The sequence below is a fragment of the Burkholderia sp. S-53 genome (genome assembly GCF_025560745.1).
Taxonomy (GTDB): domain Bacteria; phylum Pseudomonadota; class Gammaproteobacteria; order Burkholderiales; family Burkholderiaceae; genus Burkholderia; species Burkholderia pyrrocinia.
In genome coordinates, this window is record NZ_CP090484.1 from 819054 (window position 1) to 832198 (window position 13145).

Below are 13145 nucleotides of genomic sequence, written 5' to 3' on the forward strand. Positions count from 1 at the left end.
TGCGCAACGATGGAAAAAGGGATGCGCCTCGTAGCGTGAAAGCGCGTTTTCCGGCGGCGGTCGGATCGGACTACGAAACCCGGCGGTGCGTTCGGGCACGCGCCGCCGGAACCGCTTCCATCCCGCGCCGGGCGGCCGGCGCGTGCGTCACGTCAGGGCTGCAGGCGCCGCGCGGCGAGGTACGCGAGCTGCGCTCGGTTCTGTACGTTGAAGAGTTTTTCGAGCGAACGGATGTGGTGGCCGACCTTGTGCAGCGACGTGCGCAGCGCGCTCGCGATCTCCTGGTCGGACAGCCCGTGCACGAGACGGTCGAGCACCTGCTGCTGTTCGTCGCCGAGCGCGAAACCGCGCATGCGCGCGATGCGCGCCTCGAGGAACGGCAGCGCGACGCGATGCACGGCAAGGCTGACCGACAACGCACCGCCGATCACGCGATCGTCGATCCATTCGGTGCCGTGCGCCTCCGACGTGACGTTCACCGCGACGCGCAGGTCCAGGCGCGGCGCCGACAGGCTGAAGATCACGCCGCTGTTCATCGCGTGCGCGCGCAGATGGCCGGCGAGCGCCAGCACCTTGCGGTCGCCGCTGCCCTGCGCGGCCGACTCGATCTCGTCGAGCCGCCATGCGACCGGAAAGCCGCTCTGCCGCACCTGCGCGAAGCGCGGATCGCTCTCGTACAGCATCCCTTCGATAAACGGCTGCATGAACGTCGCCGGCGCGAGGTCGCGCAGCAGATGCGCGCACAGGATGCGCCGCCCGATCATTTCGTAGGCGCCGTAACCGAGCGTACTGAATCCGATTTGCCGCAAGCGCGCATGGCATTGCGCGAAATCGACCGGAGCAAGGTCGGTTTTACCGGGCGCAATTTGAATGCCGGTAAAAACGTCGCGTTCGATTGCCTGATATTCGTTCGAATAAGCAGCAGCGGCCGCTATATCGGCTTGTGAAAACCACTCGACGCGTGGTGCGCCGTCAGCATGTGTCATGAGGAGCCCGCCCTTCCCAATATGTGAAACTGCGCCCCGTCACGATCTGGTCTTTTCTTTATGATTTTCTGGTCGTCGTTATATGCGCGCGAATATGAACCTTTCGCCGCAATTAGTATTACGGCATATTACGCGTACACAGGCATTTTTGTACAATGCCCCCGCGTTTCGTCAGGGATGACGATCGGCGCATATCAAAAACGATGCTCGATCGCACCGCCGCGAATGCCGTACACGATACGGCTGCCGCCAGGCGATGCGCGTCGATTCCGAGGGATGGCTCATGTCCGATATTGCAATGCATGAAGAAGCGGTCGCCCCAACCTTTTCCCGCCCGTCGCGCGGGCTGAACGCATGCGCGGACGCGCTGCGGGAGCGTACCGTGAAGGTCGTCTGGTGCGACGACGTGAAGCGCGGCGACGTCGCGCAGCCGCACGCGCCGAAGCTCGGCGTCGCCGATACGCTCGCGCATGCGCAGAGCACGGCCGAGCGCAACCGGATCGTCACGAGCCTGCTGCACCTGACAGGCTTCTCGACGTTCGCGTACTTCGCGCTCGAATTCGCGCGCGAGCGTGTCGAAAGTCTCTACCTGCACGAAGCGTTCACGCCGGCCACCTATCGCGGCGACTACGTGCGGCACAACCATCACGACATCGATCCGCGCACGCTCGGCGCGCGCGTGTGCAACATGCCGATCGTGTGGGACCTGCAGCAGTTGCGCCGCGAACACCGCGACCGCGATAAGGGCCCGTGCGTGACGCCGGCCGCGCTCGACGGCTTCCTGCAGACGATGCAGGACGACGGGATGTGCAGCGGCATCATGTATTCGATGGCCGTGCCCGGCACTCGGCTGCACGCGTTCATGAGCTTCACCGCGCCACGCCGCACGCGCGAATGGATCACGCCGGCGACGATCGAGCAGGCGCTGTCGATCGGGCTGTCGGTGCACAAGTTCGCATCGCCACAACTGATCGCGACGTCGCGCGAGCGTACTGTCAACGGGCTCACGCCGTTCGAGCAGGAACTGCTGCTCGGCATCGCCGAAGGCGCATCCGACAAGGAGATCGGCCGGCGCCTCGACACCAGCGCACACAACGTCGACTATCACCTGCGCAAACTGCGCAAGCGCTTCGGCGTCGCGAACCGGATCCAGCTCACGTACCTGACGTCGAAGCTCGAGTTGATCTGACGGCGGCGCGGCGCGTGCGGAAAACGAACGTGTAAACGCACATGCCGGCCTCGCGGGCCGGCATGCACGGGTTGCGGCGCGGTGCCGGGTCCGGCGCCGCTTCCTGGCAGACGCTCCGCGTTACTTCAGCAGCGTCATCTGCACGACCTTCACGATCACGAGACCGACCGCGATCACCAGATAGCCGCGCAGCACGGCCATCCAGATCCGCGTCGCGAGCGTCATGTTCTGCGGCTCGAGCGTATCGAGCGGCGGCATGCGCCACGTGTCGCGCAGCGAGCGATCGATGCCCGGCTCGACGACGCGCTTGTTGCGGCGAATCAGCACCGTCCCGAGATAGCCGGCAATCGCGAGCACGGTGCCGCCCACCAGCACGTCGACGATCGCTTCGCCGCTGATGTCCGGATACATCACCGAGGCGGTCAGGATGATCGACAGCAGCACCAGCACCCAGATCACCGCGCCCGTAAACACGTTGAGCTTCGTCGAGTTGACCCAGGGCCCAAGCACCTGGCGGTCGTTGCACAGCACGAGCAGGAACACCGTCGCGCTCGGCAGCAGCACGCCCGCGAGCGTCTGCACGGCTTCGGTCAGCAGGCCGAGCGGGCTGCCCGGGATCAGCACGAGCGTGGCCGCGGCCGCGACGATGCCGAAGTACACGAGATAGAAGCCCTTCGCGTCGGACACGCCGCGATGCAGCGAATGGCGGATCTTGAACACGTCGCCGATCGCATACGCGGTCGACAGCGACACGGCCGCCGCGCCGATGATGCACGCGTCGAGCAGCGCCACCGCGAACAGCGTCGCGCCCGTACGTCCCGCATATTTCTCGAGGCCCGCGATGATGCCGCCCGCGTCGGTAAAGTTGCCGGCTTCCGGATGCCCGTTGAACAGCGCGGCGCTGAAGCCGATCATCGCGACGGCGCCGACCAGCACGAACGCGATGCCGATCCACAGGTCGGCCTTCTCATACTTCATGAAGCGTGGCGTGATGCGCTTGTCGATCACGTAGCTCTGCTGGAAGAACAGCTGCCACGGCGCGACCGTCGTGCCGACGATGCCGATCACGAGCAGCATCACGTCCGACAGCTTCGCGTGCGCGGGCCAGTTCGGCACGAAGAAATCGCGCGTCATCTGCGCGACGGGCGGATGGATCGACACGAGCACCGGCACGAGCAGCAGGCTCAGCACGCACAGCCCGATCGCGAACCGCTCGAAGCGCCTGAAATCGCCGGTACTCACCGCGGCCATCGTCAGCGCGGCGGCCACGCACACGCCTGCCACCTTCGGCAGCCCGAAGAATTCCAGCACGAACGTGATGCCGATGAACTCGGTGACGATCGTCAGTGCATTGAGCAGGAACAGGTCGATCACGCTGAACGCACCCCAGAACTTGCCGAAGCGCTCGAAGATCAGGCGTGCATGGCCGACGCCCGTGACCGCGCCGAGGCGCAGCACCATTTCCTGGTTCACGTAGAGCACGGGCACGAGCAGCAGCAGCGTCCACAGCAGCGTCGTGCCGTAGTTCTGGCCGGCCTGCGTGTAGGTGCCGAAGGCGCCGGCGTCGTTGTCGCCGACCATCACGATGAGGCCCGGGCCGATGATCGCGAGCAGCGTGCGCAGCCGCGCCCACCATGTGCCGCGCGCGGCGGTGTCGTGATGCGCGATCGTGCCGAGCGCGCCGCGGATGTCGCCGACGTGGGCTTCGTCGAGCACGGCGCTGCGTTCCGCGACGATCGGTGGAGAAACGTTGGATGGCGTGGACATGATTCGTTCCGTACGGCTAATGGTTATCTGATAAGCGTGTGACCTTGGAATGCGCACGCGGGGCCTGCCCGCAGGCAGCCGCGCGTGCGCATGCCGAGGCGCGCTCGGCGCTTCGCTGCTTCAGCGGATCAACGATTTCAACTGGTTCAGCAGGCGGGAGAACACCCGCGGACGGGCGTCGAGCGTCAGCATCGCGTCGTAGTGATTGCGCGATTCCGTGACGTGCGGAAAGTTCGACAGCAGAAGGCCGAAGTTCATGGTCTGGCTCCGTGCGGCGACGGCAGGCGTGCCGGCCGCGTGGTGGGCGCGGGACCAGTCCGGGGCCTGAACGACGTGTCAGGCTAGTCGGCCGGAGTGTCCCTGCGACCCGGGTTCAAAAGGGTCGGTGCGAGCAACGGGCATAAGGGACAACTGTCACTGTCGTTCATGGCGGCTCCTGTGCGGTGTTCCGGGGAACACGGTTGACCGCCGTCCGGCTTGCGGGCCGACATTCGCGAGCGTCAACGACGCATGCGCGAACACGGCCGCCTGCCAGGCGGCGGAGAAACCGGACGGCGCATGCGAAAACGCATCACGCTAACCGGCGCGAATCAGGGTGCACGTAGGGAGTTACTGCGGAATACTGCTGCGCGCACCGTTTGCCTGGGAGACAAACGGCGGCTTCGATGAGGCGCGGACGTCGGTCGCTCAGGCGGAGATTTCGTTCGAAGATCGACTACTGCAGGCGTCCAAGGCGGCGGCCCCAAGAGTGAAGATGCCGGATTCTATGGATCGCCCGAAAGTGAAGTCAACCCCTCGAAACCCCATTTCTCGAAATAAATTTCCCGTCTCGCGACACTGAAAGATTTGCCCTTGAAATGGCGTGACGAAACCTTTCAACGCGCCACGGTGCGCTCACCCGCCGATGTGCATGAACAACGGCGCCGGGCGCGCCGCGATCCCCTCCTCAAACCCATCCCGTGCCGCTGCTGCGTCGCGGCGGTCCGCTGCTACACGCACACCGCATGCGTCGCTTTTTATGCGTTTTTTACTTGCACCGCAGCAAAAGTCGCGACTACAATCCGCCCCAATTCATCAAGGGAGTCCCTCCGTGGACACATGCTCTAGTTGCAGTTCGATGCCGGTCAAGGCCGGCCAAGCCATCGCGAGATAGCAGCCAGACGCATGTCTTTCGCCGCTAGCTCGCATTCGTCGGGTTAGCGCGCTTCCTTCCGGGCCGGCCATCGCCGGTTCGTCAGTCGCACGCTCCGTTACGTTCCACCCTCCGATCGCAGGCCGCGTCATGCGCCCGCGCTCGATCACGTCGTCCGGCATCCGTCGGACCTGACGGAGGCAGCGTCATGTTCCTTCAATCGTTCTCGGTCAGACTCAAGCGCATCGTGCACGTCGCGTGCGACCGCTCGTTCGTTTCCGGCCTCTCGCCGCTCGCCCACGCGCTCGGCAACTGGCGCGACGCGGCACTCGCCCATGTGCCGGCGGCACCTCGCCCGCTCGACTGCGTGCTGGTCGCCGCGATGGCGGCCGCGGTCGCGCTCGCCGCGCTGCTGTGCACGGCCGCGTCGCGCCTCGGCTTCGCGCACGTGTGGCGCGTCGGCGGCTGGCTGCCGTAAACCGCTCGTCGCGCGGCGGCGCCCAATGCCGCGTAGCGCCGCGCGACTGTCTCTCCACGCTTCCCGCATCGCGTTTTCGCTTCTTCAGCTTAACTAATCAAATTGCCAACGGAACCCGCATGACGAACTCCCTCGACCCCGTTCCGCGCAAGCCGCGCGTCAATGCGCTCGCCGCGCTGGTGCTGTCGCTCGCCGCCGCGCCCGCGTTCGCGCAATCGGCGCCGCCGGCCGCGGCCGAGCCGGCGGCCGGCGCGACCGACGCCGCTGCCGCACAACAAGCCGCCGATGGTGCCGCGCCCGCCCCCACCGGCTTCTGGGAGCGCTCGAACCTGCTCGGCAACATGGGCGGCCTGCGCGACCTGCTCGGCGATCACGGCGTCACGCTGAGCCTGCAGGAAACCAGCGAGTACCTGTACAACACGTCCGGCGGCACGAATCGCGGCGGCGCGTACCAGGGGCTCACGCAATTCGGTTTCAACGTCGACACGGGCAAGGCGATCGGCCTGCCGGGCGGCACGTTCAACGTGTCGGCACTGCAGATCCACGGCACCAACCTCACGCAGCGCTACCTGCAGACGCTGCAGACCGCGACCGGCATCGAGGCGAATTCGACCACGCGCCTGTGGGAGCTCTGGTACCAGCAGTCGTTGCTCGACGGCAAGGTCGACGTGAAGGTCGGCCAGCAGAGCGTCGACCAGGAATTCATGGTGAGCCAGAACGCGGCGACGTTCATGAACGCCACGTTCGGCTGGCCCGTGCTGCCGTCCACCGACCTGCCCGCCGGCGGCCCCGCCTATCCGCTGTCGTCGCTCGGCGTGCGGCTGCGCGTGAAGCCGGCCGACGCGTGGACCGCGATGGTGGGCGTATTCGACGGCAACCCGGCCGGCCGCACCGACGGCGACGCGCAGGTGCTGAACGCGCACGGCACCAACTTCAACCTGCGCAGCGGCGCGTTCGTGATCGGCGAAGTGCAGTACGCGCTGAACGCGCCGCCGGCCGATCCGAAGGCGCCGCAACCGGCCGGCCTGCCGGGCACCTACAAGCTCGGCTTCTGGTATCAGTCGCAACATGCGAACGATCCGCGCTACGGCACCGACGGCCTGTCTCTCGCGAATCCGGCGAGCAACGGCATTCCGGCGACGCATCGCGGCAACTTCAGTTTCTATGCGGTCGCGGACCAGATGGTATGGCGGCCGTCGGCCGACAGCCCGCGCTCGGTCGGCGTGTTCGCGCGCGTGATGGGCGCGCCGGGCGATCGCAATATCGTCGATTTCGCCGCCAATGCAGGCGTGACGCTGAAGGCGCCGTTCAAGGGACGCGACAACGACGTCGCGGGCATCGCGGTCGGCTACGCGAAGATCGGCTCGCATGCGCGCGGCCTCGATGGCGACACCGGCACCTATACGACGCCCGGCTATCCGGTGCGCCGCGCGGAAACCGTCGTCGAGGCGACCTACCAGTACCAGGTCACGCCTTGGTGGCAACTGCAGGCCGACCTGCAGCACTTCTTCCGTCCGGGCGGCGGCATTCCGAACCCGAACGCGGCGGGTGCGCGCATCGGCGACGAAACGGTGGTCGGCGTGCGCACGACGATCACGTTCTGACGCTAGCCGCAGACGAAACGGGCCGGACGCCCGCTGGCGCGACAGTCCGGCCCGTGCGTTCGCCTGCAGCGCGCTGAACACGCCGCAGGCGCCGCACGTCACTCGCCGTACAGCCCGAGCAGTTTCAGCGTAACGCCGTTGGTCCAGCCGAAGCCGTCCTGCAGCGGATACTCGCCGCCACCGCCGCCGCCCGTACCTGCGCCTTCGACCACGTACTTCTCGACGAGCTTGCCTTCGGTCGCATACACATGCTTCACGTCGGACAGGAAACGCGTGCCGATGTCCTTCGCGAGCGCCGATTCGCCATAACGGCGCAGCCCGTCGATCGCGATCCACTGCAGCGGCGCCCATCCGTTCGGCGCATCCCACTGCTGGCCCGTATTCTCGGTCGTCGTCGCGAGGCCGCCCGGCTGCAGCAGCGTCTTGCGCACCTCGCGCGCGGTCGCCTTCGCGCGCTCGGGCCACGCAACGCCCGCGAACAGCGGATACAGCGCGGCGGCCGTCACGGCGTCGCGCGGCTTGCGCAATTGCCAGTCGTAGTCGCCGTAATAACCGTGGCGGTTCCACAAATAGCGGTTGATCGCGGCCGCGCGCCGCGCCGCGCGGCCCGAGAAGTCGGTCACGCATGCAACGTCGCGCGCGACCGTGCAGCCCTTCACGATCGTCGTCTCGAGATGGAACATCAGGCTGTTCAGGTCGACCGGCACGATCGACGTCGTGCGGATCGTCGCGAGCGTCTTGCCGTCGCCGAACCAGCGCGAACTGTAGTCCCAGCCGCTTTCGGCGCCCGCGCGCAGGTCGCGGTACACGTCGTTCGCCGGACGGCCGGGCGCCGACTTCGCGGTCGTCACGTCCTCGAGATACGACTCGTCGCGCGGCGTGTCGCTCGCATCCCAGTAGCGGTTCAGCACCGCGCCGTCGGGCATCGCGACCACGTTGCGTGCCGCCTGCCCACGCGGCGTCGTGGTTTCGCCCTGCATCCAGTACGCATGTTCCTTGCGCAGTTGCGGCAGATATTTCTGGTAGACCTTGTCGCCTTCGGCCTGCGCGGCGAGCGTGACCATGTACGCGAAGAACGGCGGCTGCGAGCGGCTCACGTAGTACGTGCGGTTGCCGTTCGGGACGTGCCCGATCGTGTCGATCAGGTGCGCGAAGTTGTCGAGCATGTCGTCGACGAGATCCTCGCGCCCCGACACCTGCAGCCCGAGCATCGTGAAATAAGTATCCCAGTAGTAGCCTTCACGGAAGCGGCCACCCGGCACGACGTACGGCTTCGGCATCGGAATCAGCGAACTGTACTGCGGCACCGTCACGCTCGTGCGCGTGAGTTGCGGCCACAGCCAGTCGATGTGCTGGCGCAGCGTCTGGTTCGGCGGTGGCGTCACGCCACCTTCCGGGGGCAACGTGAAGTGCTGGCCCACGAACGTCTTCAGCGAAAAGCCCGGCTGCGATTTCTGTTGCTGATACAACTGCACGATCGTCGCGGGATCGGTATCGGGCGTCGCGTCGACGAAGGTCTTCTGGTCGGGATAGATCTGCGCGGTCTGCACCGCGACGAAGAGGTCGCCGTAAAGCTGGCTCGGCGGCGGCAGCGGCGTGCCCGACGCGGGGCCGGCAACCGCGGCCGCGATCGGCACGGCCGACTGGCCGGCCGCCTGGTTCGCATTGTCGGCCTGCGCGGCGCAGCCGGCGACGGCGAGATACGCGACGGCCAGTGCGGCGGCCCAGCGAAGACGCGGCGCAGCAGGTGCGCGACGCGGTGCGTGATGACGCGAGAAGCGAGATGCAATCGATGCGGCACGACGTGACGTCATGACGTGTCCCCTCCTTTCGATGGTGAGTGGCCCGGCACGAGGTCTCGTTCGCGCGCGCGCTCGTCTCGATGGCCCTCGATCGATGCGCGTCATGAATGTGTTGCGAGTGGGTCCGACTGTCGCATGAAACGCGCACCGCACGCAAGTTTCGCGGTCGCCGCGACGGGTCGACGTCATGAGTCATGTCACGCGCCGCAGCCGGCTCGGCAGTCGTCTCTTCTTCCGTGCGCGGAAACAGGAACGACTGTTGCAACATGCGGAACATCCGGTGTCGCACGTGACGCAACGACCACATTGTGGGCATAATGGCGTCTTTACCGCGCGCCCAGCCCATGTCGCCCGTCTTTCTAGCACCGCTCATCGTTGCCTGTGCGTTGTTCATGGAAAGCGTCGACGCGAACATCATCGTCACCGCGCTGCCCGCGATGGCGAGGGACTTCGGGCACAACCCCGTCACGCTGAACGTTGCGATCACGGCCTACGTGGTCGGGCTCGGCGTGTTCATCCCGATCTGCGGCTGGCTCGCCGACCGCTTCGGCGCACGCTCCGTCTTCCGCACCGCGATCGGCATCTTCGTCGTCGGCTCGCTGATGTGCGCGGCCTCCAGTTCCCTCGGCGTGCTCACGTTCGCGCGCTTCATACAAGGCGTCGGCGGCGCGATGATGGTGCCCGTCGGCCGCATCATCATCTTCCGCGCGGTGTCGCGCTCCGATCTCGTGCGCGCGATGAACTACCTCGCGATTCCCGCGCTGTTCGGGCCCACGGTCGGGCCGCTCGTCGGCGGCTTCATCACGACCTACCTGCACTGGCGGATGATCTTCTTCATCAACGTGCCGATCGGCATCTACGGGATCTATCTCGCGAGCAAGCACATCGCGAACACGCACGAGCCCGATCCGGGCCCGCTCGACTGGTTCGGCTTCCTGCTGTCGGCAAGCGGCGCCGCGTTGCTGCTGATGGGCCTCACGCTGCTCGACGGCTCGCTCACGTCGCGCTCGAACGCGATCGTGATGTGCGTGGCCGGCACCGTGCTGCTCGCGCTCTACGTGCCGTACGCGCGCCGCAAGGAGCGCCCGGTGCTCGACCTCAGCTTCCTGAAGATCCCGACCTACCACGCGAGCGTCGTCGGCGGGTCGCTGTTCCGCATCGGCCTCGGCGCGGTGCCGTTCCTGCTGCCGCTCGCGCTGCAGGAAGGGCTCGGCATGAGCGCGTTCCATTCCGGGCTGATCACGTGCGCGTCCGCGCTCGGCGGCGCGATGAGCCGCTCGACGGCCACCCATACGCTGCGCCGCTTCGGCTTTCGCACGGTGCTGATCTACAACGCGGCATTCGCGGGGCTCGCGATCGCCGCGTACGGCGTGTTCCATCCCGGCATGGCGACCTGGGCGATCTGGCTGATCGTGCTCGTCGGCGGCATCTTCCCCGCGCTGCAGTTCACGAGCCTGAACTCGATGATCTACGCGGACATCTCGCCGCGCGACGCGGGGCGCGCCACCAGCCTCGGCAGCGTCGTGCAGCAGATGTCGCTCGGGCTCGGCGTGACGGTGGCCGGCATCGTGCTGCACCTGTCGCACTGGCTGCAGGGCCACCAGACGATGGTGTGGTCGGATTTCTGGCCCGCGTTCGTCGTGGTCGGGCTGTGCTCGTTCGCGTCGATTCCGATCACGCGGCGACTGCCGCCCGGCGCCGGCGACGAAGTCGCGCGCGGCAAGCGGCAATAAGCGGCAACAGCGGCAAGCACTTCGGTTCGCCGTGTCACGGCGCGGGGAAACGCGTGCCGCGGCATGACGTATCGCGCGGCAGCAGAAAAAAAACGGAAATACAAAAAAATTAGCGGACATCCACACGGGGCCGGTGCACAGCCGCATGGATGTCCGCTCAGGGCTCCGGGTCTCCCGATGGGGGTTGAGAATCCCGGATTCGCTTCCTGCGTGCCATTGACGTATGTGCGTCGGAAGCGGAATCGTTGCGCGCACTTATCGTCGCGCCATGTTCTGCACTATAGGGAAACTCGCGAAATGCGTGTGTCAAGCATTGTCAGACGCGTTGCAGCGGCGCGGCGCACGCGCGTGCCGCTTTCGCGCTAAAGTGGTCGCCGATCGCCACCCTCAGCCGCCATTCCGATGCTTACGCTCTCGCCCGCCGCCGCCCGCGCGCTGCATCTCGCCGCACAAGGCCTGCTTACGCCGCCCCGCCGCAAGGCGACCAAGGCCGACGTGCTCGACACGATCCGCCGGATGGCGCAATTGCAGATCGACACCATTCACGTCGTCGCGCGCAGCCCGTATCTCGTGCTGTTCAGCCGTCTCGGCGATTTCTCGCCGCAGTGGCTCGACGAACATCTCGCCGAGGCGCGCCTGTTCGAATACTGGTCGCACGAAGCGTGTTTCCTGCCGGTCGAGCAGTTCGGCCTGATGCGCTACAAGATGCTCGATCCGTCGGGGATGGGCTGGAAATACGCGGCCGAATGGCACGCGCAGAATCGCGACGAGATCGAGCGGCTGCTCGCGCGGATTCGCGACGAAGGCCCGGTACGATCGGCGGACTTCGTCCGCGAGGATGGCGCGAAAGGCAACGGATGGTGGGACCGCAAGCCGGAGAAGCGGCACCTGGAAGTGCTGTTCACGACGGGCGACCTGATGGTGTCGGAACGCCGCAATTTCCAGCGCGTGTACGACGTGCGCGAGCGCGTGCTGCCCGGCTGGGACGACACGCGCGACCTGCCGCCGCGCGAAGCCGTGCTGCCCGCGCTGCTCGACTACACGTGTCGCGCGCTCGGGGTCGTCCGCGCGGACTGGGTAGCCGACTATTACCGGCTGCCGCGCCGTTCGTATCGCGAGGAGCTGGAACGGCTTGCGGATGCGGGCGACCTGATTCCGGTGCAGATCGACGACTGGAAGGAACCGGCCTATGTGCATCGCTCGCTCGACGCATTGCTGCCGGCCGCCGAGGCCGACACGCTGCGCTCGACGGTCACGACGCTGCTGTCGCCGTTCGACCCGGTCGTATGGGACCGGCGGCGCGCATCGACGCTGTTCGGTTTCGACTACACGATCGAGTGCTACACGCCCGGGCACAAGCGGCGCTACGGCTATTTCTGCCTGCCCGTGCTGCATCGCGGCCGGCTGGTCGGCCGCGTCGACGCGAAAGCGCACCGCACGCTCGGCACGTTCGAACTGAAGGCCGTGCATGTCGAGCCGGGCGTGCGGTTCGGCACGGGGCTCGCGGCCGACGTCGCGAAGGCCGTGAAGAAGCTCGCGGCGTGGCACGGCACGCCGGACGTGACGGTCCGGCACGCGCCGCCCGAGCTGGTGAAGGCGCTGGCCGGCGCGTAACGTTCACGCGGCCGGGTCAGGCCGCCGGCCACGGATCAGTCGCGCAGCTTGCGAAAACGCGGCGTGCCGTCTTCGAGATTGCCGTTGAACATCGCTTCCGGCCGCACCCACAGCCCGCGCGCATGCGGCCACAGATGCTCGTACACGACCACCGATTCCTCGGTTTCGGAATGGCGGGCGACGCCGATGTAGCGGTACAGGCCGCCCTTGTAGTGGCGATGCGTCGCGAGCTGTTCGGCTTCCTGTTCGGTCATGATGGGCTTCTCTTCGGCAAAAACGGAAAGCGCGTATTGTATGCGCTGCGCCGCGCGTCAGCGTTTCGCGTAGATGTCGGGGCGGCGGATCTCCATCAGCCGCTCGGGATTGGCGGACGGCCCGAAGCCGACCAGCCGGTACAGATCGTGCGCGTCGGTCGTCACGAGCATGATGCGGCGCAGGCGCTGCACCATCTCCTGCGCGAACACGTGATCGATCAGCGCGCGGCCGTAGCCATTGCCGCGCTCGGCCGGCAGCACGAACACGTCGCACAGGTACGCGAACGTCGCGTGATCGGTGACGAGCCGCGCAAACCCGACGAGCCGGTCGCCGACATACGCGCCGAAACACAGCGAACCCTCGATCGCACGCTCGACCACATCGCGCGGAATGCCCTGCGACCAGTACGCGTCGCGATGCAGGAAGTCGAAGATCGCGTCGATGTCGAGTTCGCGCTTGTCGGTGGAAAATCTCAGCGTGGCGGGAGTGGCTGCGGGCACGTCTGTTCTCCGGTGGGGGGCGGAAGGCGGAGCATCGACGATACCGCGCTGTGGGGCGGGCTACAAGCGGCACCACCGCCCCGCT

Annotated in this window: 11 protein-coding genes; 5 read left to right on the forward strand and 6 right to left on the reverse strand. The window is 66.7% G+C overall.

The features are described 5' to 3' along the window. Positions 1 to 152: 152 nt before the first annotated feature. Positions 153 to 986 (reverse strand): helix-turn-helix transcriptional regulator, encoded by an 834-nt coding sequence (locus LXM88_RS25870; protein ID WP_262545408.1) that lies wholly within the window; start codon positions 984 to 986, stop codon positions 153 to 155. Between the two features lie 283 nt (positions 987 to 1269). Between LXM88_RS25870 and LXM88_RS25875 the strand changes: the two genes are divergently transcribed. Further along, complete coding sequence (locus LXM88_RS25875; RefSeq protein ID WP_262545410.1) at positions 1270 to 2175, forward strand: helix-turn-helix transcriptional regulator; 906 nt, start codon at positions 1270 to 1272, stop codon at positions 2173 to 2175. A 120-nt stretch (positions 2176 to 2295) separates the two neighbouring features. Here the strand turns inward: LXM88_RS25875 and LXM88_RS25880 are convergent, their stop codons facing one another. Together LXM88_RS25880 and LXM88_RS25885 are read right to left on the reverse strand one after the other, a co-directional pair. Next, positions 2296 to 3942 carry an Nramp family divalent metal transporter gene (locus LXM88_RS25880; RefSeq protein WP_262545412.1) on the reverse strand — a complete coding sequence of 549 codons (1647 nt, stop codon included), beginning with the start codon at positions 3940 to 3942 and terminating at the stop codon, positions 2296 to 2298. A gap of 120 nt (positions 3943 to 4062) precedes the next feature. Then, entirely contained in the window at positions 4063 to 4200 is a 138-nt protein-coding gene (locus LXM88_RS25885) for a hypothetical protein (protein WP_175918353.1), read from the reverse strand. Positions 4201 to 5282: 1082 nt separating this feature from the next. Here LXM88_RS25885 and LXM88_RS25890 point away from each other — a divergent pair. Together LXM88_RS25890 and LXM88_RS25895 are read left to right on the forward strand one after the other, a co-directional pair. Further along, on the forward strand, positions 5283 to 5552 hold the full coding sequence (locus LXM88_RS25890) for a hypothetical protein (protein WP_262545414.1): 270 nt from the start codon (positions 5283 to 5285) through the stop codon (positions 5550 to 5552). Between the two features lie 119 nt (positions 5553 to 5671). Beyond that, the gene (locus tag LXM88_RS25895) at positions 5672 to 7156 is read left to right on the forward strand and encodes a carbohydrate porin (RefSeq protein ID WP_262545416.1); all 1485 of its coding nucleotides are present in this window, start codon (positions 5672 to 5674) and stop codon (positions 7154 to 7156) included. Between the two features lie 98 nt (positions 7157 to 7254). Here LXM88_RS25895 and treA read toward each other — a convergent pair whose 3' ends face one another. Further along, complete coding sequence (treA, locus tag LXM88_RS25900) at positions 7255 to 8970, reverse strand: alpha,alpha-trehalase TreA (protein WP_262545418.1); 1716 nt, start codon at positions 8968 to 8970, stop codon at positions 7255 to 7257. Positions 8971 to 9302: 332 nt separating this feature from the next. On the opposite strand from treA, the gene LXM88_RS25905 reads away from it, so the two are divergent. Next, on the forward strand, positions 9303 to 10691 hold the full coding sequence (locus LXM88_RS25905) for an MFS transporter (RefSeq protein ID WP_262545420.1): 1389 nt from the start codon (positions 9303 to 9305) through the stop codon (positions 10689 to 10691). 402 nt (positions 10692 to 11093) lie between these two features. Then, on the forward strand, positions 11094 to 12305 hold the full coding sequence (locus tag LXM88_RS25910) for a winged helix-turn-helix domain-containing protein (protein WP_262545422.1): 1212 nt from the start codon (positions 11094 to 11096) through the stop codon (positions 12303 to 12305). 35 nt (positions 12306 to 12340) lie between these two features. Here the strand turns inward: LXM88_RS25910 and LXM88_RS25915 are convergent, their stop codons facing one another. Then, complete coding sequence (locus LXM88_RS25915) at positions 12341 to 12559, reverse strand: DUF1653 domain-containing protein (protein ID WP_006480837.1); 219 nt, start codon at positions 12557 to 12559, stop codon at positions 12341 to 12343. Between the two features lie 57 nt (positions 12560 to 12616). Beyond that, positions 12617 to 13060: a GNAT family N-acetyltransferase gene (locus LXM88_RS25920; RefSeq protein WP_262545465.1), complete on the reverse strand. Its 444-nt coding sequence runs from the start codon at positions 13058 to 13060 to the stop codon at positions 12617 to 12619. Positions 13061 to 13145: the final 85 nt, after the last annotated feature.

What these genes read in the sequence shown, in the direction of transcription:
- LXM88_RS25870 (WP_262545408.1), bottom strand. Translation starts at nt 986, where the DNA reads ATGACACATGCTGACGGCGCACCACGCGTCGAGTGGTTTTCACAAGCC.
- LXM88_RS25875 (WP_262545410.1), top strand. Translation starts at nt 1,270, where the DNA reads ATGTCCGATATTGCAATGCATGAAGAAGCGGTCGCCCCAACCTTTTCC.
- LXM88_RS25880 (WP_262545412.1), bottom strand. Translation starts at nt 3,942, where the DNA reads ATGTCCACGCCATCCAACGTTTCTCCACCGATCGTCGCGGAACGCAGC.
- LXM88_RS25885 (WP_175918353.1), bottom strand. Translation starts at nt 4,200, where the DNA reads ATGAACTTCGGCCTTCTGCTGTCGAACTTTCCGCACGTCACGGAATCG.
- LXM88_RS25890 (WP_262545414.1), top strand. Translation starts at nt 5,283, where the DNA reads ATGTTCCTTCAATCGTTCTCGGTCAGACTCAAGCGCATCGTGCACGTC.
- LXM88_RS25895 (WP_262545416.1), top strand. Translation starts at nt 5,672, where the DNA reads ATGACGAACTCCCTCGACCCCGTTCCGCGCAAGCCGCGCGTCAATGCG.
- treA (WP_262545418.1), bottom strand. Translation starts at nt 8,970, where the DNA reads ATGACGTCACGTCGTGCCGCATCGATTGCATCTCGCTTCTCGCGTCAT.
- LXM88_RS25905 (WP_262545420.1), top strand. Translation starts at nt 9,303, where the DNA reads ATGTCGCCCGTCTTTCTAGCACCGCTCATCGTTGCCTGTGCGTTGTTC.
- LXM88_RS25910 (WP_262545422.1), top strand. Translation starts at nt 11,094, where the DNA reads ATGCTTACGCTCTCGCCCGCCGCCGCCCGCGCGCTGCATCTCGCCGCA.
- LXM88_RS25915 (WP_006480837.1), bottom strand. Translation starts at nt 12,559, where the DNA reads ATGACCGAACAGGAAGCCGAACAGCTCGCGACGCATCGCCACTACAAG.